General features: G+C 49.3%; 21 protein-coding genes and 1 other RNA gene. 21 read left to right on the top strand and 1 reads right to left on the bottom strand.

What is annotated here, in order from left to right; translation table 11 throughout:
• The first annotated feature begins 107 nt into the window (after positions 1-107).
• From AC3B4V_RS07750 to AC3B4V_RS07715, 8 genes are all read left to right on the top strand, one after another.
• Entirely contained in the window at positions 108-1,157 is a 1,050-nt protein-coding gene (locus tag AC3B4V_RS07750; protein ID WP_488378073.1) for a sugar-binding transcriptional regulator, read from the top strand.
• A gap of 31 nt (positions 1,158-1,188) precedes the next feature.
• Entirely contained in the window at positions 1,189-2,196 is a 1,008-nt protein-coding gene (gene gap, locus AC3B4V_RS07745) for a type I glyceraldehyde-3-phosphate dehydrogenase (RefSeq protein ID WP_023469217.1), read from the top strand.
• Positions 2,197-2,317: 121 nt separating this feature from the next.
• A complete protein-coding gene (locus AC3B4V_RS07740; protein ID WP_223040747.1) occupies positions 2,318-3,502 on the top strand; it encodes a phosphoglycerate kinase in 1,185 nt (394 codons plus the stop codon).
• A 27-nt stretch (positions 3,503-3,529) separates the two neighbouring features.
• Positions 3,530-4,282 carry a triose-phosphate isomerase gene (gene tpiA, locus AC3B4V_RS07735; protein WP_023469215.1) on the top strand — a complete coding sequence of 251 codons (753 nt, stop codon included), beginning with the start codon at positions 3,530-3,532 and terminating at the stop codon, positions 4,280-4,282.
• On the top strand, positions 4,283-5,830 hold the full coding sequence (gene gpmI, locus AC3B4V_RS07730; protein ID WP_488378072.1) for a 2,3-bisphosphoglycerate-independent phosphoglycerate mutase: 1,548 nt from the start codon (positions 4,283-4,285) through the stop codon (positions 5,828-5,830).
• Positions 5,831-5,889: 59 nt separating this feature from the next.
• Complete coding sequence (gene eno, locus AC3B4V_RS07725; RefSeq protein ID WP_023469213.1) at positions 5,890-7,182, top strand: phosphopyruvate hydratase; 1,293 nt, start codon at positions 5,890-5,892, stop codon at positions 7,180-7,182.
• A gap of 269 nt (positions 7,183-7,451) precedes the next feature.
• Positions 7,452-8,363 (top strand): acyl-ACP desaturase, encoded by a 912-nt coding sequence (locus AC3B4V_RS07720; protein WP_488378071.1) that lies wholly within the window; start codon positions 7,452-7,454, stop codon positions 8,361-8,363.
• A gap of 13 nt (positions 8,364-8,376) precedes the next feature.
• A complete protein-coding gene (locus tag AC3B4V_RS07715) occupies positions 8,377-8,625 on the top strand; it encodes a hypothetical protein (protein ID WP_230088506.1) in 249 nt (82 codons plus the stop codon).
• Positions 8,626-8,763: 138 nt separating this feature from the next.
• Here AC3B4V_RS07715 and AC3B4V_RS07710 read toward each other — a convergent pair whose 3' ends face one another.
• A complete protein-coding gene (locus tag AC3B4V_RS07710; RefSeq protein ID WP_023469210.1) occupies positions 8,764-9,084 on the bottom strand; it encodes a hypothetical protein in 321 nt (106 codons plus the stop codon).
• Positions 9,085-9,219: 135 nt separating this feature from the next.
• Here AC3B4V_RS07710 and AC3B4V_RS07705 point away from each other — a divergent pair, with 135 nt between their 5' ends.
• From AC3B4V_RS07705 to ssrA, 13 genes are all read left to right on the top strand, one after another.
• Positions 9,220-9,564 carry a hypothetical protein gene (locus tag AC3B4V_RS07705; RefSeq protein ID WP_087681328.1) on the top strand — a complete coding sequence of 115 codons (345 nt, stop codon included), beginning with the start codon at positions 9,220-9,222 and terminating at the stop codon, positions 9,562-9,564.
• A gap of 358 nt (positions 9,565-9,922) precedes the next feature.
• Positions 9,923-10,162 (top strand): hypothetical protein, encoded by a 240-nt coding sequence (locus tag AC3B4V_RS07700; RefSeq protein ID WP_050678690.1) that lies wholly within the window; start codon positions 9,923-9,925, stop codon positions 10,160-10,162.
• Positions 10,163-10,351: 189 nt separating this feature from the next.
• Positions 10,352-11,332 (top strand): LacI family DNA-binding transcriptional regulator, encoded by a 981-nt coding sequence (locus AC3B4V_RS07695; RefSeq protein ID WP_053454163.1) that lies wholly within the window; start codon positions 10,352-10,354, stop codon positions 11,330-11,332.
• The gene (gene rbsK / locus AC3B4V_RS07690) at positions 11,329-12,207 is read left to right on the top strand and encodes a ribokinase (RefSeq protein WP_488378070.1); all 879 of its coding nucleotides are present in this window, start codon (positions 11,329-11,331) and stop codon (positions 12,205-12,207) included. Before AC3B4V_RS07695 ends, rbsK begins: the two co-directional genes overlap by 4 nt.
• On the top strand, positions 12,204-12,593 hold the full coding sequence (gene rbsD / locus AC3B4V_RS07685; protein WP_488378069.1) for a D-ribose pyranase: 390 nt from the start codon (positions 12,204-12,206) through the stop codon (positions 12,591-12,593). Before rbsK ends, rbsD begins: the two co-directional genes overlap by 4 nt.
• 12 nt (positions 12,594-12,605) lie before the next feature.
• Positions 12,606-14,084, top strand: coding sequence for a sugar ABC transporter ATP-binding protein (locus AC3B4V_RS07680; protein ID WP_488378068.1), 1,479 nt, complete (start codon positions 12,606-12,608; stop codon positions 14,082-14,084).
• Between the two features lies 1 nt (position 14,085).
• On the top strand, positions 14,086-15,054 hold the full coding sequence (gene rbsC / locus AC3B4V_RS07675; RefSeq protein WP_050678685.1) for a ribose ABC transporter permease: 969 nt from the start codon (positions 14,086-14,088) through the stop codon (positions 15,052-15,054).
• A gap of 27 nt (positions 15,055-15,081) precedes the next feature.
• The gene (gene rbsB / locus AC3B4V_RS07670) at positions 15,082-15,999 is read left to right on the top strand and encodes a ribose ABC transporter substrate-binding protein RbsB (protein ID WP_488378067.1); all 918 of its coding nucleotides are present in this window, start codon (positions 15,082-15,084) and stop codon (positions 15,997-15,999) included.
• 137 nt (positions 16,000-16,136) lie between these two features.
• The gene (gene secG / locus AC3B4V_RS07665; protein ID WP_023469201.1) at positions 16,137-16,370 is read left to right on the top strand and encodes a preprotein translocase subunit SecG; all 234 of its coding nucleotides are present in this window, start codon (positions 16,137-16,139) and stop codon (positions 16,368-16,370) included.
• A 101-nt stretch (positions 16,371-16,471) separates the two neighbouring features.
• Complete coding sequence (locus AC3B4V_RS07660) at positions 16,472-17,212, top strand: alpha/beta hydrolase (RefSeq protein WP_023469200.1); 741 nt, start codon at positions 16,472-16,474, stop codon at positions 17,210-17,212.
• 14 nt (positions 17,213-17,226) lie between these two features.
• Entirely contained in the window at positions 17,227-19,581 is a 2,355-nt protein-coding gene (gene rnr / locus AC3B4V_RS07655) for a ribonuclease R (protein ID WP_023469199.1), read from the top strand.
• 32 nt (positions 19,582-19,613) lie between these two features.
• Positions 19,614-20,084: an SsrA-binding protein SmpB gene (smpB, locus tag AC3B4V_RS07650; RefSeq protein WP_214859479.1), complete on the top strand. Its 471-nt coding sequence runs from the start codon at positions 19,614-19,616 to the stop codon at positions 20,082-20,084.
• Positions 20,085-20,142: 58 nt separating this feature from the next.
• Positions 20,143-20,501: a transfer-messenger RNA gene (gene ssrA / locus AC3B4V_RS07645) on the top strand.
• Positions 20,502-20,714: the final 213 nt, after the last annotated feature.

Raw genomic sequence — 20,714 nt, 5'->3', positions numbered from 1 at the left:
ACTTGCAAGGCGAGAAATGGACTGTTATGATAACGGTGTACCAAGTGGGACACGTTATGACATGCGGGACAGAAAGCGTCCAGCTACTTGAGAGGAGAGGGAAATACATGATTCGGCAGTTAGTCCAGATCCAAAAACGAATCGTGCCTGATCTGATCGAAGAAATGCAGACACGCTACGACATCCTTCATTACGTACGACTGATGCAACCGATCGGACGACGTACACTTGCGACAAGCCTTGGCTTGACGGAACGCGTCTTACGGCGGGAAGTCGACTTCTTGAAGCAGCAAGACCTCCTAGAGGTTGCGACGCAAGGAATGTCCTTGACGGATGAAGGACGAAACGTTCTTCGCAGCATGCACAGCATCATGGGAGAACTCGCAGGGATCTCAGACATGGCGAAAGCCTTGAAAGAGAGACTCGGAGTACGGGACGTCGTCATCGTACCGGGTGATTCCGATGAGACCTTCTGGGTACAACGAGACATGGGGCGGGCGACCGTCGCACGACTCAAACGAGAGCTTTCTTCAGACCATCACAATACGATCGCTGTCACAGGCGGTACGACGATGGCTTCCGTCGCGGCGATGATGTCGCCAGATAAGGAACACCGTCCGATGACGTTCGTTCCGGCACGCGGAGGACTGGGAGAAACGCTCGAACTACAAGCGAACACAGTATGCTCACGGATGGCGTCACGCGCTCAAAGTGATTATCATCTGCTTCACATCCCGGACATGGTCAGCACAGAGACGTTCGTCAAGATGATCGAAGAGCCGAGCATAAAAAATGTGCTTCAAATGATTAAAGGTGCTTCAATCGTGGTACATGGAATTGGTGAGGCGAAAACGATGGCAAAACGTCGTCGCGCGTCTGAGGATCTCCTGACCCGACTGGAACATGAACAGGCAGTAGCGGAAGCATTCGGATATTACTTCGACCGAGACGGGAACATCGTGCACCGGGTCAAGACGGTTGGTCTTCAACTGGCTGACTTGAAGCAAGTCGAACACGTCATCGTCGTCGCAGGTGGTCATTCGAAGGCAGAAGCGATCAACGCCTATGTCAAACAGTCGCCGGACATCATCCTGATTACGGATGAAGGCGCAGCAGCTTCGATTTTGAAGGGTAACCCCCTTTTGAATAATAGATAACTCGCTTTACATTAAAAGGAGGAAAATTATCATGGCAGTAAAAGTTGGTATTAACGGATTTGGACGTATCGGACGTTTGGCACTTCGTCAAATTCTTCAATTCGATGGAATCGAAGTAGTCGCGATCAACGACCTTACAGACACTAAAATGCTTGCACACCTTCTCAAATATGATACGACTCAAGGTCGTTTCGACGGCGAAGTTGAAGTACACGACGGTTACTTCCTCGTCAACGGTAAAGAAATCAAAACACTTGCTAACCGCAACCCAGAAGAACTCCCATGGGGCGAGCTCGGTGTTGACATCGTTCTCGAATGTACTGGTTTCTTCACAGACAAAGAAAAAGCTGAGCTTCACTTGAAAGCTGGCGCTAAAAAAGTCGTTATCTCTGCACCTGCAACTGGCGACATGAAAACAGTCGTCTTCAACACGAACCACGAAATCCTTGACGGAACTGAAACAGTTATCTCTGGTGCTTCTTGTACTACAAACTGTCTCGCGCCAATGGCTAAAGTTCTCCAAGATCAGTTCGGAATCGTTGAAGGTCTCATGACTACGATCCACGCTTACACTGGTGACCAAAACACACTCGACGCTCCACACCCTAAAGGTGACTTCCGTCGTGCACGTGCGGCAGCAGCAAACATCGTTCCTAACTCAACTGGTGCTGCAAAAGCAATCGGTCTCGTTCTTCCAGAACTTCAAGGTAAACTTGACGGATCTGCACAACGTGTACCAGTCGCTACAGGTTCACTCACTGAGCTCGTAACTGTACTCGACAAAAAAGTTTCTGTAGAAGAAGTCAACGCAGCAATGAAAGCAGCTGCTAACGAGTCTTACGGTTACACTGAAGACGAAATCGTTTCTTCTGACATCGTTGGTATCTCTTACGGATCACTCTTTGATGCAACACAAACTAAAGTCATGACAGTCGGCGACAAACAACTCGTTAAAACAGTTGCTTGGTATGACAACGAAATGTCTTACACTAGCCAACTCGTTCGTACACTCAAACACTTCGCAGAAATCGCTAAGTAATTCGAGCAATTAAATAGCAATTGAATAAGAGCGGAAACGATATCAGTCTCCGCTCTTATTGCGGAAAAAAGCGGGAGGGGCATTCGCCCCTCACTATACGTAAGAGACGGAGGACGAATGTATGAATAAGAAATCGATTCGCGACATCGATGTACAAGGAAAACGCGTATTTACACGCGTGGATTTCAACGTACCGTTGGAAGACGGTAAAATCACGGATGACACACGGATCCGTGCTGCACTCCCAACGATCAAACACTTGATCGACGGTGGAGCAAAAGTCATTCTCGCTAGCCACATGGGTCGTCCAAAAGGCGAAAAGAACCCTGAGTTCTCACTTGCACCAGTCGTAGCACGCCTCAGCGAATTGCTTGGTAAAGACATCAAGCTCGTTGAAGAAGCATACGGTCCAGTTGCAGAAGAAGCAGTCAGCAAACTCGAAAACGGCGATGTCGTCGTCTTAGAGAACGTTCGCTTCTACCCTGGTGAAACGAAAAATGACGAAGAGCTCGCTAAAGGATTCGCGAAACTCGCTGACGTCTTCGTCAACGACGCGTTCGGCGCAGCACACCGTGCACACGCATCGACAGAAGGTATCGCACACCATGTCGACACAGCAGTTGCCGGTCTTCTTATCGAAAAAGAACTTCAAGTTCTCGGTAAAGCTCTTTCTAACCCAGATCGTCCGTTCACGGCAATCATCGGTGGTTCGAAAGTAGCGGACAAAATCGGTGTCATCGATCACTTACTCGACATCGTCGATACGTTGATCATCGGTGGCGGCTTATCGTACACGTTCCTCACAGCTCGTGGTATCGAAGTCGGTACTTCACTTCTTGAGGTCGACAAAATCGACCAAGCGAAGGAATTCATGAAAAAAGCAGAAGAAAAAGGCGTTAAGTTCCTCATGCCAATCGACTGCGTCATCACGAAGGAATTCGGAGAAGAAACATATGTCGGACCACGTGACATCACAGAGATCCCAGCAGATCACATGTCACTTGATATCGGTCCAAAAACGGTTGAACTCTACTCAGAGGCAATCAAGAACTCGAAACTCGTCGTCTGGAACGGACCGATGGGCGTATTCGAACTCGATAAATACGCAAACGGTACAAAAGGTGTCGCGCAAGCTCTTGCGGACAGCGATGCGTACTCAATCATCGGCGGTGGCGACTCAGCTGCTGCGGCAGAGAAATTCGGTCTTGCTGACAAAATGAGCCACATCTCTACAGGTGGTGGAGCAAGTCTCGAATTCATGGAAGGGAAAGCTCTTCCTGGTGTCGAAGCGCTAAACGACAAGTAATCTAAGTTCACAAGGGAGTGTTTCTCAATGCGTAAACCAATTATCGCAGGTAACTGGAAGATGAATCTGACGCTCAAGGATGCAGTCGCATTCGTTGAGGAAGTCAAAGGAGCTGTACCTGCTTCGACGACAGTCGACGCAGCCGTCTGTGCGCCAGCAGTATTCTTGGCACACTTGACAGAAGCAGCAGCTGGTACGGATCTTAAGATCGGTGCTCAAAACATGTACGACAAAGAGAGCGGTGCGTTCACTGGTGAAATCAGCCCGCTCATGCTCAAAGAACTCGACGTGACATACGTCATCCTCGGTCACTCTGAGCGTCGTGAGTACTTCGGCGAAACAGATGCGTTCATCAACAGCAAAGCGAAAAAAGCGTTCGAGCACGGTCTCGTTCCAATCGTTTGTGTAGGTGAAACACTGGAAGAGCGTGAAGGCGGCAAGTTCGAAGACGTCATCCGCGAACAGACAGCAAACAGCCTTAAAGGTCTTACTGTCGACCAAGTGAAAAATCTCGTCGTCGCATACGAGCCTGTCTGGGCAATCGGAACAGGTAAATCAGCGACAGAACAAGATGCACAAGATTCTTGTAAATTCGTCCGTGACGTCGTTGCAGCTGAATTCGGTGCTGAAGCAGCAGAAGCTGTCCGCATCCAATACGGTGGTAGCGTCAAACCGGAAAACATCAAAGAATATATGGCTCAACCAGACATCGACGGCGCGCTCGTCGGCGGTGCAAGTCTTGAGACAGGATCGTTCCTCAAACTGTTGGAGGCGATTTAAATGAAAAAACGTCCAGTCGCACTGATCATCCTTGATGGTTTTGGTATGCGTGACGAGGAGTTCGGAAATGCCGTTACGGCGGCAAACAAACCGAACTTCGACCGTTACTGGGGTCAATACCCGCATACGTTGTTGAATGCGAAAGGCGAATACGTCGGTTTGCCTGAAGGTCAAATGGGGAACTCAGAAGTGGGTCACCTCAACATCGGTGCAGGTCGCGTCGTCTATCAATCGCTATCCCGAATCAACAACGCAATCAAGGATCGCTCGTTCTTCTCGCGTCAAGCGATGAACGATGCGGCAGGTCACGTGAAGAAATACGGTTCAGCGCTTCATATCTTCGGTTTGGTCTCTGACGGTGGAATCCACAGTCACATCAACCACTTATATGCGGTGCTCGAATTCGCGAAACTTCACGAAATCGAAAAAGTCTACCTCCATGCTTTCACGGACGGTCGTGACTGCGACCCACAATCGGGCGCTGGTTTCCTCCGTGACGCGCAAGCGAAGATGGATGAATTGAATGTTGGACAATTCGCGAGTATCTCTGGTCGCTACTATGCGATGGACCGCGATAACCGTTGGGAACGCGTCAAGAAAGTCTATGACGCCATCACGTTCGGTGAAGGTCCAACGACGAAGGATCCAATCGGCATGGTTGAAGCTTCGTACAAAGAAGACGTAACGGATGAGTTCATCGAACCAACTGTTGTCGTGCAGGAAGACGGTACGCCAGTCGCACCGATCCACGATAACGATGCAATCGTGTTCTTCAACTATCGTCCTGACCGTGCGATTCAGCTTTCGAAAGTCTACAAAGAAAAAGGTGGCTTCGACGGATTCGAACTTCCGGACAACGCACCGAAGAACCTGCTACTCGTCTCAATGACGAAGTACTCGGATGCGATTGATACGGACATCGTCTTCCCGCCTGAAGACATCAAGAACACGCTTGGTGAGACATTGTCAAAACAAGGTCTCAAACAGCTACGCATCGCGGAAACGGAAAAGTATCCGCACGTCACGTTCTTCTTCAACGGACAACGTGAAGAACCATACGAAGGGGAAGATCGGATCTTGATCCCTTCACCAAAAGTCGCGACATACGACTTGAAACCGGAGATGAGCGTCTATGAAGTCACAGATGCCCTCGTCGACGCAATCAACTCGGACAAACACGACGCGATCATCCTCAACTTCGCTAACCCGGATATGGTCGGTCACTCGGGTATGCTCGAGCCGACGAAAAAGGCGATCGAAGCTGTCGATGAGTGTCTTGGGAAAGTCGTTGACTTGATTCTCAGCAAAGGCGGCGCGGCAGTCATCACGGCTGACCACGGGAACGCGGATAAAGTCCTCAATGCGGACGGCAGTAAGATGACGGCGCATACGACAGAACCAGTTCCATGTATCGTGACGGTCGAGGACGTTGAACTCCTTGAACCACTCACAGGTGCACTCGCTGACCTCGCACCAACGGTCCTTGATCTTCTCGGAGCGGACCAACCAGCAGAGATGACTGGTAAATCGATCGTATTGAAGAAATAATCCCGTCGATCGAAAGAATTACAGCACATATTTCTTACACACAAAAGGAGCGAATTTAAATGTCAATGATTACAGAGATTTACGCACGCGAGATTCTTGATTCACGCGGTAACCCAACAGTAGAAGTAGAAGTTTATACAGAAGATGGCGGTTTCGGTCGCGCACTCGTACCATCAGGTGCATCAACTGGTGAGCACGAAGCAGTCGAACTCCGTGATGGCGACAAAGCACGTTACCTCGGAAAAGGTGTTTTGAAAGCTGTTGACAACGTCAACGAAAAAATCGCACCAGAAATCATCGGTTACGATGTCTTCGACCAAGCTGGAATCGACAAAAAGATGATCGATCTCGACGGTACGAAAAACAAAGGTAACTTCGGCGCTAACGCAATCCTTGGTGTTTCTATGGCTGCTGCACGTGCTGCTGCTGATGAGCTTGGTCTTCCACTTTACACATACCTCGGTGGATTCAACGCGAAAACATTACCAACACCAATGATGAACATCATCAACGGTGGATCACACGCAGACAACAACGTGGACTTCCAAGAGTTCATGATCATGCCTGTCGGTGCTCCAACATTCAAAGAAGCACTTCGTATGGGTGCTGAAATCTTCCACGCGTTGAAATCAGTTCTTAGCGGAATGGGTCTTAACACAGCAGTTGGTGACGAGGGTGGATTCGCTCCAAACTTGAAATCAAACGAAGAAGCAATCACAGTTATCCTTGAAGCAATCGAAAAAGCTGGCTACAAAGCAGGCGAAGATGTTTACCTTGCAATGGACGTCGCTTCTTCTGAGTTCTACGATAAAGCAGCTGGAACATACAACCTCGCTGGCGAAGGCAAAGTCCTTTCAACAGAAGAGCTTGTTGAATTCTACGCACAACTCGTTGACAAATACCCAATCATCTCAATCGAAGATGGCTGTGACGAAAACGACTGGGATGGTCACAAACTTCTTACAGATCGTATCGGACACAAAGTCCAACTCGTTGGGGATGACTTGTTCGTAACGAACACTGAGAAACTTGCTGAAGGTATCGAAAAAGGCATCGCTAACTCGATCCTCATCAAAGTTAACCAAATCGGTACGTTGACTGAAACATTCGACGCAATCGAAATGGCTAAAAAAGCTGGTTACACAGCTGTCGTTTCTCACCGTTCTGGTGAAACTGAAGATTCAACGATCGCTGACATCGCTGTTGCGACAAACGCTGGTCAAATCAAAACTGGTTCACTTTCACGTACAGACCGTATCGCGAAATACAACCAACTTCTCCGCATCGAAGACATGCTTTCAGACGTTGCTGTCTACGACGGAATCAAATCATTCTACAACCTCAAGAAGTAATTTCAGGTTGATCGTTTGAACAAGCTATAAGGAAAACCTCCTATTCGTGTGATACGTACACACGGATAGGAGGTTTTTTGTATATCAAGCAATGTCAAACCAAAAAGTCGCTTTTGTCATCAAAACTATACTGAACTGTCAAAAAATTGATTCATCCTAGTAGATGACTAAAATGTTATACTCATAAATAAGTGCAAATTAAATAGTTATAGGCATTAATTACATCTTGCTCGATGAAGATGACAAATACGTCTAAAGGAGATACGATCATGTTAAATTCAGATTTAGATATCCGTTTAGAACCACGCATTCAAGAGTTATATCGACTTCACAAGGAGCGTTCAGCAAACATCGACTGGAGCTACCACGAGTTCATTCCGTGGGATAAGGCGATGTCGTTCAAACGCGTTCCTTGGAACGAAAGCCAAGTCACGCTTCCGGAAGGTGTCATCGTCGCGATCGAGACAGCATTACTGACAGAAGTCAACCTACCGTGGTACACGTCGCACTTAGACTATACATTCAAGAACTCGATGGAAGTCATCAATGACTTCGTCCGGACATGGACAGCAGAAGAAGATCAGCACTCGAACTTACTCGAGACGTATTTACTCGTCACGCGAAACGTCAATCCAACGCGACTTCATCAATTAAGAAGACGCGTCGTTGAAAACGGCTGGTTCCCGGACTTCACGAACCCGTTAGCGACAATGGCATATACGTCATTGCAAGAGTTAGCGACACTCGTCTTCTATAACAACGTTGCGAAAATCGCAGGGGCACACGACAAAGACTTAGCAACGCTACTCCGTCGTCTAGCGAAGGACGAAGCACTCCATTATGCGTTCTATCGCGACACGGTCAAAGCACACCTAGAGCTTGACCCGAACTTCATCGTCTTCTTCGAAGATGTCATCATCAACTTCTCGATGCCAGGTGCTGTCATGCCGGACTTCACGGAACGCATGAAGACGATTGCTGTTGATACGAACTATGGACCACTCCAATATTTCGACCAAGTATTAGACGTCGTCGTCAAATTCTGGGGTATCGCTGATTTAGAACCGACAACTGACGAAGCGAAACAATCTCAAGCGAACATCATGAAGTATCACGGACGTTTGAAGCGTATCAAGGAACGTCAGGAACGCCAACTCGAAAAAGCGAATCTCGACGTCTAAGGAGGCAATGAACATGAAGTGTGAAATCTGTGGAACTGAAACGAACAACCAAGTCAGTTACTTGGAACTCGATACGTGGGAATTCAATTCTCTGAATAAAGAAGCCAAAGACTTTTATCCGATCTGCTTTGATTGCTTCGATAAGCATACGAATCAGTTCATCGATCAGGAGATGGATCTCGAATTACGTAAAAAACGTTCGCAAATGGTCAACAAAGAAGTAGAAGCTGAAATCGAAGCGATTCTTGAGGTTGAGAATTAAGTCGTCTTTACCATACGTGAAGGGAAGTATGACCGGTAGTGCTTTGGCGCTATCGGTTTTTTATTATTCCTAAAAAAAGCAGTTATCTCTTGCTTCACATGTTTTGTGAAAGAAGAAATAGCTGCTTTTAACATGAAGTCAGTCTTCGATGAATGTAACGAGATAATGATGGGCAGAATGAAGCGGTGCACGGGTCACGAAAAAGTCCGGGAGATCGACATCGATTCCCAATTCGCGCAGTGTATCGGGATCCAAACATTCCTGAATCAAACGTTTGATGTCTTGTAACAGTTCATCGTGCAAGTTCGCTTCCTTCGGAAAGGCACGTTTCGCGTCATCGCGCAACAATAGCACGATAGGTGGCAGACCTCGTAAGAGATCGACCTGAAGGGGCTGCTGATGACGTTCAAAATAATCATTCAGACAACTGACGACCCTCATCGAGTGTTCTTCTTTCATCCGATCCCAACTCTCTGTATGTGACTGTAACTCTCTAGCTATTCCCTAATTGAAGCGAGGATATGCAGGGAAACTGGAAATGAAGCATTACGAGGACGCTGTTCGGGGTAGAACTAGAGGGAAGGGGGAATCGACATGCTATTTCGGTTTTTGTTTTTAGGGCTTGATACGTCGATTGGTGACATCCCGTTGCGCCTCATCTATTTTACGGAACTCATACTATTCATCGGTTTGTATCAAATCACGAGCCGGTTTTCGCGTCAGAGTCTGATTTTGGGAACGGCACTCGGAATTGGCGGACTGATTGCCATCTTACCCGGTGCGCTCTATATCATCCGTTATAATCCGGAGGATGCCGTCATCGATGTCACGTTCCTATTGATTTATTTATTTGAGCCGCTAGCAATTGTTGCGTTCGTTGTTGCTTTGATTCGACGTTTGTTCGTGGAGCGAAAAAGAGCCGGGAAAGCAAAGAGATGAAAGTCTTGTCAGTTAGACTCCGATTGTTCATTGATTTCCGTCCAAGACGTCGCTTTCCGCGGGCGGAAGGCAAGCCTCCTCGTCGCGTCTGCTCCTGCGGGGTCTTGCCTATTCCGCTCTTCCCGCAGGAGTCTCCGTCTTTTCCGGAAATCAACAATCTAATGTGCTCCTGAGAGGACAAAATCTAAACCGTGAGGCAATATACAGCCAGCTCACGGTTTATTTTTTATGCGTATCCAAATACTTTCTTTCAATAGTGTAAGGAAGAATAATTGGAAGAATATTCTATAATAGAGGGAGAGCGAAATTAGATCTTAGTTGGTTTCGTAAGATTCCGTTGATTATAGGAGTGAGTTTCATGCATAAAGTGTTATTTGGTTTATCTGTCTTAAATAGTCTCTATATTACGAATAACTTATTTACGTATTCCGATAGTTTTTTGAATGCACCACTCGGTGTAACGACCGTCATTGCCGTGACATTGATGTTTCTGAATGACAGCGTCAAAAAAGATAAACCGTCACTGTACACGAAAGCGACCGACGGATTAGGATTCATTAATATTTTGATTGGTCTCTCATTGATCGTCTTTATTTAAGACATGATTCAGAGTGATGATCATACGGAATGATCGTAAGTCTGACGCCGCGTCAGGCTTCTTTTTTATGGTTCAATCCAAGGGCTCGAAAAAAATAAAATATATTTTATATAAAAAAGATTGATGTGTAACCGGTTACACAATATGATGATTCTTGTAAGCGTTATCAAAAGAAAGAGGTGGCGAAACATGTCGACCATCCGGGAAGTAGCGAAAGCGGCACATGTCTCCGTGGCGACGGTCTCACGCGTCATGAACGAAAAGGGTTATGTTAGTGAGAAATCGCGTAAGGCGGTGCTTCAGGCAATCAAACAATTGGATTATCGACCGAACCGGGTCGCACGATCGTTGTTCCAAAAACGATCCGGACTGATCGGTTTGATCGTTCCAGACATCACGAATCCATTCTTCCCACAACTCGCACGGGCTGTGGAAGATATGGCACATCAACATGGTTTTCAGGTCATTTTGTGTAACACAGACGAACAGTTTCAGAAAGAACGCGAATATATCAAGTCACTCGAGGCGATGCATGTCGACGGATTGATCATCACGACGAACTACTCGAACAATCCGAACTATGAAGAACTCGAAGTGCCGGTCGTAGCGTTAGACCGTGTGTTACAAGGTGCGATTCCGACGGTGACGTCAAACGGATACGAGGGCGGGAAGAAGGCGGCTTCGCTTCTACTGGAAGCTGGTGCAACTGAATTAGCCGTCATCAGTGGTCCATCGAAACTCCCGACGATCAAGAAACGACGGGATGGCTTCGAAGAGATTGCTGGAACACATCTCGTTGCAAGCATCGAGTCACCGTTCCACTTTCAAGGGGCGCTTGATGCCGCGAACTACCTGTTTGATCACTATCATTGCAACGGGATCTTTGCTGCGAGTGATGTCATTGCCGCGGCAGCAATCCAAGTTGCGGCGGAACGCGGGATTACGATTCCAGATGAACTCCAAGTGATCGGTTATGACGGGATCGAACTCGGACAAATGATTTCACCACCGTTGACGACGATTGCGCAGCCGATCTACCAAATGGGAGAGCTGGCCGCGAAACTCCTGATTCAACGGATTGAAGGCACACCGATTGCCGCCGTCCATCATGAGTTGACGGTTGAGATCATCGAACGGGAAACGACGAAACGGAAGGATGAGGAAGCATGAAACAAATCAGTGTCATCGGCAGTATCTCGATGGATCTCGTCGTCGAAAGTAAACGCCGTCCAGGCGCAGGCGAAACGGTCATCGGGGATGCCTTTCATACCGTACCGGGCGGAAAGGGAGCGAACCAAGCGGTCGCAGTCGCGCGTCTCGGCAGTACGGTCGAAATGATCGGTTGCGTCGGCAGTGACGCAAACGGCGAAGCAATCCGCGAAAACTTCAAGACGCAAGGGGTGCAGACGACGCACTTGCAAACGATTGAAGGCGAACGGACGGGAACGGCACACATCACGCTCGCTGAAGGTGACAACTCGATCGTCGTCGTTCAGTCTGCCAATCAACATGTGCAGTTTGAAGATGATACACTCGCACCGATTCTCGCAGATAGTGAAATCATCTTACTCCAGCTCGAGATTCCAATCGAAACGGTCGAGACCGTTGCTCGCGAAGCACATGCGGCTGGCATTCCAGTCGTCTTGAATCCAGCACCAGCGATGTCACTCAGTCCGGAATTGATTGAACACGTCACGTACTTAACGCCAAACGAACATGAATGTGGTTTGATCTTCGGACAAGACCAACCGATCGAACATTGGTTGATGGAATATCCGAATAAACTGATCGTAACCGAAGGCAGTCGCGGGGCACGCTTCTATGACGGAGAGTCGATCGTGACGATTCCAGCAATCGAGACGACGGTCGTCGATACGACAGGAGCAGGTGATACGTTCAATGGCGCATTGGCCGTCGCCTTAACGGAAGGACAACCGCTCGTTGAGGCAATTCGTTTCGCGAACCGGGCAGCCGGCTTATCCATCCGCGCGCTTGGCGCTCAAGGCGGCATGCCGACACGGGAACAGATGGAGGGAGACGCATGAAGAAACACGGTATCTTAAATAGTCATATCAGCAAAGTCCTGACCGATCTTGGTCATACCGATACGATCGTCATCGCCGATTGTGGCTTACCGATTCCGGACGGGGTCGCCCGAATCGATTTAGCACTGGAACTCGGCACACCATCATTCCTCGACGTCGTCCGTGTCGTCGCCGGTGACATGGCAATCGAACAGCTGACACTGGCAACAGAGATCAAAGAAGCGAATCCGGACGTGCTCGGGGCACTGGAAGAGATGAAGATCGAGACGACGTTCGTCTCACATGAGGAGTTCAAGAAACAGACACAGCAGGCGAAGGCCATCATCCGGACTGGGGAAGCGACACCGTACGCAAATGTCATCTTCCATTCCGGCGTAATCTTTTAAGGGGGTCATGCGATGCGTATCGAGATGACAGGTATCAAAAAAGCATTCGGTCCCGTCCCTGTCCTCAAAGGTGTCGACTTCGAACTCGCTGCGGGTGAGATCCATGCCTTGATGGGAGAGAACGGTGCCGGGAAATCGACGCTGATGAAGATTTTGACCGGTGTCCATAAAGCAGACGCAGGTACGATCCGCGTCGATGGACAGGACGTCGAATATAAGAATCCGAAGCTTGCCGAAGAGGCGGGGATCGCCTTCATCCACCAGGAGCTGAACATCCTCCCGGATTTGACGGTGACGGAGAACTTGTTCCTCGGACGAGAGTTGAAGTCACGCTTCGGGATTCTCAAGCAAGGAGGGATGAAGCGGCAGGCAGAACGTGAACTCGCAGAATTAAACGTCTTCATGGATGTCGATCAACTTGCACGGACGTTATCGGTCGGTCAGCAACAGATGATCGAGATCGCAAAAGCTTTGATGACGGACGCAAAGGTCATCATCATGGATGAACCGACAGCCGCACTGACAGAGCGGGAAATTCGTGCCTTATTTAGCGTCGCGACGGCACTGCGCAACCAAGGTGTCTCAATCGTCTATATCTCGCACCGGATGGAGGAAATCTTTGAGCTTTGCGATCGGATCACCGTCTTACGGGATGGGATCTCTGTCTCGACACACGCGATTCCCGAGACATCGTTCGAACAGATCGTCCGAGAGATGGTTGGTCGTGAGATGGGCGAACGGTATCCGGATCGTGACGTGTCAATCGGCGCGACTGTCCTTGAGGTCAAACAGGCGAGCGGGAAACGATTCGACGATGTCTCGTTCTCCGTCAAAGCAGGCGAAATCATCGGCTTCTCGGGTTTGATGGGTGCTGGGCGGACGGAAGTCATGCGGGGATTGTTCGGGGTCGATCGCCTGAAGGACGGGACGATCGAACTGAACGGACAGTCACTGAAAATCAAGACACCGTACGACGCGATCCGCCAGGGCATCGGATTTTTGACTGAAGATCGTAAAGGCGAAGGCTTGTTCCTCGACTTTTCACTGCGCGAGAACATCTCATTGCCGACGATTCGTTCGTTATCACGCTCTGGTGTCATCAAGGATCAGGCAGAGCGTGATTTCGCAGAAGGGTATTTGAAGTCGCTCTCGGTCCGCCACAGCTCGATGGACCAGCCGGCGAAGTCACTGTCCGGAGGGAACCAACAGAAGGTCGTCCTCGCGAAGTGGCTCGGGACACAACCGAAAGTCTTGATCCTCGACGAACCGACACGTGGTGTCGACGTCGGGGCGAAGAAAGAGATTTATCTCATCATGAACGAACTCGCTGCGGCGGGTGTCGCGATCATCATGGTCAGCTCGGACCTCCCGGAGATTCTCGGGATGAGCGACCGGGTCTACGTCATGCGTGAAGGCAAGATGAGCGGTATGTTGACACGACAGGAAGCGACGCAAGAAAGCATCATGACACTTGCGACAGGAGGACAATGATATGGAATTGATGCAAGGCAAGGTAACGGAAGCAAAACCGAGACGTCTTGGGATCGGACAAAAGCTTGGACCACTCGCAGGATTGTTCGCGATCGTCCTCGTCGTCTCGATCATGGAACCGGACTTTTTAACATTGAATAATCTATTTAACATCTTACGGCAAGTCTCGATCAATGCCTTGATTGCCTTCGGAATGACGTTCGTCATTCTGACAGGTGGGATTGATTTATCGGTCGGGTCGATTCTCGCGCTCTCGTCCGCCTTCGTCGCGGGTCTGATGACGGACGGAACGTCAGCGTTGATCGCTGTTCTGGCTGGATTGATCGTCGGAGCTGTCATGGGTGCCTTGAACGGGATGGTCATCTCACTCGGGAAAGTCGCACCGTTCATCGCAACACTTGCGACGATGACGATCTTCCGGGGCTTGACGCTCGTCTACACGGACGGGAAACCGATCACTGGTCTGAGCCAAGGTGGATGGTTCGAATTGTTCGGACGCGGTTACTTCTGGATCTTCCCGGTACCGGTTCTAACGATGTTAATCGCCTTCGCGGTTCTCTACTTCATCTTGAAGAAGACGACGTTCGGTCGCTATACGTATGCGATCGGTGGCAACGAAGAAGCAGCGAAGTTGATGGGGATTCAAGTCAATAAAGTCAAAATCATGATCTACTCACTCTCAGGTTTGATGGCAGCACTTGCCGGCATCATCCTGACGTCCCGTCTGAACTCGGCACAGCCGACAGCGGGGACATCGTATGAACTCGACGCCATCGCAGCAGTCGTCCTTGGTGGGACGAGCCTGTCAGGTGGTCGTGGCTGGATTGTCGGTACCTTGATTGGTGCCTTGATCATCGGAACACTGAACAATGGTCTCAACTTGCTTGGTGTCTCCTCGTTCTTCCAACTCGTCGTCAAAGGTTTAGTCATTTTGTTCGCGGTACTCGCGGACCGGAAACAAGCAGCGTAACCCACACTCAAAAAGGAGGATCTACAGATGAAAAAACTACTTGCAGTCGTCATGATGGCATTAATGGTCTTCGCAGCAGCCTGTTCGACGGAACAACCGGGCAGCAGCAACGGTGATACGAAGAAAAAGACGAAGGACTTCAAGATTGGTCTTTCGATTTCAACCCTCAACAATCCATTCTTCGTCTCGTTAAAAGAAGGGGCAGAACAAGAAGCAAAAGCACAAGGTGCAACACTTCAAGTCGCGGATGCACAAGATGATGCAGCAAAACAAGCAAGCGATATCGAAGACATGGTTCAAAAGAAAGTCGATTTGATCTTGATCAACCCAACGGATTCAGCAGCAGTTGGTGCAGCCGTCCAAACAGCAAACGATGCGAACATCCCTGTCATCACAGTTGACCGCAATGCAGAAGCAGGCGACGTCGTCGCACACATCGCGTCAGATAACGTCGCGGGTGGGAAACAAGCAGGTGAGTACATGATCGAACTCGTCGGTGATAAAGCAAAAGTCGTGGAACTCGAAGGGATTCCAGGAGCATCCGCAACACGCGACCGTGGTAAAGGGTTCCACGAAGCAGTCGACGGTAAACTTGACGTCGTCGCAAAACAAGCAGCAAACTTCGACCGGGCAAAAGGCTTGTCGGTCATGGAGAACATTCTCCAGAACAACAAAGACATCAAAGCTGTCTTCGCACACAATGACGAAATGGCACTTGGTGCGGTCGAAGCGTTAAAAGCAGCGGGTCTGAACGATGTTAAAGTCATCGGCTTCGATGCGACGGATGATGCTGTCAAAGCCGTCAAAGACGGAAAAATGGCAGGAACGATCGCTCAAAAACCGACGGAGATCGGGAAGATGGGTGTCGAGACAGCAATCAAGCACTTAAAAGGTGAAACAGTCGCGAAGAACATCCCAGTCGATCTCGAATTGATCAAACAATAAAGAGACGAGACACCTGAGTCGACGATTCAGGTGTCTCTTTTCGTCAGGCAGGAAAAAGTTCCTAAATCTATTCCTTGTTCCCGTACTTGTTTTTCTCTATAATGAAAGAAGCGTATATTACTGAAGGAGGATCATCGATGATCATTCATAACGTGGCTCTTGTCGGCCTCATCGTCGTTTCCGTTCTTCTCATCATCGTCGTTCTATTGATGTCGGGTCGTACGACCGGACTCGGAGCATTGACGGGTGGAGCAGAACAATTATTTGGTCGCCAAAAAGCTCGTGGCTTGGATGCGGTCCTAAATCGTGTGGCGTCTATCTTAGGGGCATTACTCTTCATCTTGGCGTTACTCGTCGCTTTTTATAAGTGAGCATTGAAACGACAGCCGTATGATCGCGCTGTCGTTTTTTGTATTTCTCGATATTCATTTTTTCCGGATATGGGGTATAGAGTTAGAGGGGGAATCATTTTATGAAAATCACTTTACCGAAACCATTCTTTTTCGAAGCCGGCCCACGTGCCGTTTTACTATTACACGGATTCACGGGATCGAGCGCGGATGTCCGCATCCTCGGTCGCTACTTGCAAAAGCAGGGCTATACGTCCCTTGCACCACAATATAAAGGGCACGCTGCCCCACCCGAAGAGCTGACGAAGACCGGGCCAGCCGACTGGTGGCAGGATGTCCTTGCCGGATATCAGGAACTCGTCGATAAAGGTTATGACGAAATCGCCGTTTGCGGACTATCGCTTGGTGGCGTCATGTCACTGAAGTTATCGATGAACCGTCCGGTCAAAGCGGTCATCCCGATGTGTGCACCCGCCTACATCAAAAGTGAAGAAGTCATGTATGCAGGAGTCACCGAGTACGCACGAGAATTCAAGAAGCGAGAAGGCAAATCGCAAGAAGAGATCGACCACGAGATGGCGTCCTTCGAACCGATGCCGACCTTGAAGGACTTACAGGAACTGCTGCGCGAGACACGCGATTCGCTTGAGGACGTCTATGCACCGACGCTCGTCGTCCAAGCACGCAATGATCACATGATCAACACCGACTCCGCGAACATCATCCATGATGGAGTCAGTGCCTTCCAAAAAGAGCTGATCTGGTATGAGAACTCAGGTCACGTCATTACGCTCGACAAAGAAAAAGACCAGCTCCACTCTGACATCTTGGACTTCCTGGAGTCATTGAACTGGAGCAAGTAACTGGAGGTGTCACGTTGGAATTACGTGAACGAATACTAACGGTCATCACAACGGAAGAACGTCCGTTGTCGATTGATCAATTAACGAAAAAACTAGAACTAGCGGATACGGAAGCATTCAAGGAATTGATTCGGACGCTAAACGCGATGGAAGACGAAGCGTTGATCGCCCGGACACGCTCGAACAAGTACGGAACGCTTGCGCAAATCGGTCAAGTCGCAGGGAAGATTTCCGTCCACCAACGCGGGTTCGGTTTCGTCTCACCGGAAGACGGCTCAGAAGGCGATATCTTCTTACCGGCACCGGAACTGAAGAATGTCTATAACGGCGACCGTGTCCTCGTCAAAGTGTTTGCCGAGTCAAACGGCGGCGATCGTCGTGAAGGGAAACTGCTCAAGATTCTCTCCCGCGGACCAGCTGATTTCGTCGGCACGTTCGTCAGTCCAAAAGGACGAATCGAATCGATCGCTTACATCGAACCGGATGATACGAAGCTGACGTTCTTACCGGTCGTCGCAAACGACGATACACTTGGTGCCGTCGATGGCCATAAAGTCCTCGCCCGGATCACGAAGTATCCGGATGGTCGTTACGCCGGAACGGCGAAAGTCTTAAAAATCATCGGTCACAAGAATGACCCAGGCGTCGATATCTTGTCGATCGTCCATAAGCACGGCATCAATGTCGACTTCTCACCGGAAGCGATCGCTGAGGCGAACGCTGTACCGGATCAAATCGATGAGAAGGATTTAGTCGGACGCGTCGATCTACGGAACGAATTGACGGTGACGATTGACGGGGCGGACGCAAAAGACCTCGATGATGCGGTTCACGTCAAGAAGTTAGCGAACGGCAACTTCGAGCTTGGTGTCCACATCGCCGACGTCTCGCATTACGTCAAAGAAGATTCAGCACTCGACGAAGAAGCGCGTGAGCGCGGAACGAGTGTCTATCTCGTTGACCGCGTCATTCCGATGATCCCGCACCGTCTATCGAACGGGATCTGCTCGCTCAACCCGCACGTCGATCGTCTGACGCTCAGCTGTATCATGGAAATCGATGCGAACGGTGCTGTCGTCAACCATGAAATCTTCCAGAGTGTCATCAAGACGACGGAACGGATGACGTACACGGACGTCCGGAAAATCATCGAACGCGAAGACGAAGAAGTGATCGCGAAGTACCAAGATCTCGTTGAGTACTTCGACAAGATGGCGGAACTCGCAGCGATCTTGCGCGAACGCCGCTCACGTCGTGGGGCGATCAACTTCGACTTCCCAGAAGCGAAGGTCCTCGTCAACGAAGAAGGCAAGACGAGTGAGATCATCCTCCGGGAACGTTCGGTCGCTGAGAAACTGATCGAAGAGTTCATGCTTGCAGCGAACGAAACGGTCGCGGAGCACATACAGCGTCAAAAACTACCGTTCATGTACCGGATCCACGATGAGCCAAAAGCTGAACGTCTCGATACGTTCTTCAAGTTCATCGGTAACTTCGGCATCAACGTCGAACGCAAGGGTGAGTCAGTCGCACCGAAGACATTGCAATCGATCCTGAACGCTGTTGAAGGTGAGCCGGAAGAAGCCGTCGTCAGTACGGTCATGCTCCGTTCGCTCCAACAAGCGAAATACGACATCGAACCGATTGGTCACTTCGGTCTGTCGACGGACTACTACACGCACTTCACGTCACCGATCCGTCGGTACCCAGACTTGATGGTTCACCGTCTGTTGCGTGAATATGTCATCTACAACGATAAGTCACAGAAGACGCAAGACCGTTACTCAGAGATCCTCCCGGAAATCGCCGATCACTCGTCGAAACGCGAGCGTCGTGCCGTTGATGCGGAGCGGGAAACGAACGCGTTGAAGAAAGCCGAATATATGGAGCAACACATCGGCGAGACGTTTGAAGGCGTCGTCAGTGGTGTCACGAACTTCGGGATGTTCGTCGAATTGCCGAACACGATCGAAGGTCTCGTCCACATCCAAGCGATGACGGATGACTTCTACCGCTACGATGAAGCGAACTATCAGCTGATCGGTGAGCGGACGAAGCAACAGTTCCGGATTGGTGATGTCGTCGAGATCAAGGTCACGAACGTCAACATCGATGAACGGACGATCGACTTCAGCGTCGTCGGGATGCCAGAACGGCAGCCGAAGAAACGGTTCGAGTCGAAGACGATTCGCTCAAGCGGTGGACGTCCGGGACAAAAACGCGACGACAAGAAGAAGGACGATCGTCGTGGCAAGAAACGGTCAGGTAAGAGCGACCAAAGCAAGGGAAAAGGATTCTCGTTAAAGAATAAGAAAGATAAACCGCCGTTCCATAAGGCGGTCTCGAATAAGAAACGGAAGCGCAAATAAGCGCTTCCGCATCGGAAATGTGGTGAACGAACATGCCAAAGGGAACAGATTCGAAAGTCTTAGCGAACAACAAACGGGCCTCGTTCGATTATGCGATCGAGGATACGATTGAAGCCGGTCTCGTCTTGACGGGAACGGAGATCAAGTCGGTCCGTAAAGGAAAGATCAGTATCGGGGACGCGTTCGTCCGGTTCGACGGGGGAGAAGCGATTCTCTGGAATTCGAACATCGCCCACTTCGAACAGGGGAACCGCTACAACCATGAACAGCTCCGCCCGCGGAAGCTGTTGTTGCACAAGAAACAGATCACAAACTTGATCGGAGCGGTCTCACGGGACGGTTATACGATCGTACCGCTCAAAGTCTACATCAAGAACGGTTACGCGAAATGCTTGATTGGGCTCGGACGCGGGAAGAAGAAATTCGATAAACGTGACGATCTGAAGAAGAAGGATGCGAAGCGTGATATCGAACGAGCACTACGCGATAAGCAAAAGTATTGAACCCGTAACACTTTTCTGCTAGAATATTAGTATTCGGAAAGCCCCAATTTATTATCTTGGGGACGTTACGGATTCGACGGGGGTAGTTCGGTCTTCTGTGGCGTGTCGAGGGGTCGGCCTCGTTAAAACGCACCAGCCATAACTGGCAAAACTAACACACAACTCGCAGCAGCGTAATAGCAACTGCGGATCCTAGCAGCTGTCGCCTGGTCGGCTGATTTCTAGGGTCTCACTTTAAACAGGCTACGCTTGGACCCTTCCGTCTGGAGGGAAAGAGAAGAGATGGAATCAGACTGGTCGGACGGACGCCTGTCAATTGGCAGCCTGACGACGAGATCCCAATAAATTGACTACACACGTAGAAGCTTAAGTATACGATGCCTTCGGACGTGGGTTCGACTCCCACCGTCTCCATACCCTGAAATCTTAAGGATTTCGAAATGTCCTTAAAACCCTTGTAAATGCAAGGGTTTTTTTGTGTTAACTTTTAAAAATTACTTTATATTTTGAAATTCAATAAATAAATTTTTATATTTTTGATGTGGAAATATAAAAAAACAAAATTTCGAACTGACTTGATGATGTAAGAAACATATAAAAATACTTGATTAAACTTGTGATGCACTATAT

This window comes from Exiguobacterium sp. E17S, from assembly GCF_057772545.1.
The sequence above is the reverse complement of the archived record's forward strand: the minus strand, read 5'-3'. Positions and strand labels throughout refer to the sequence as shown.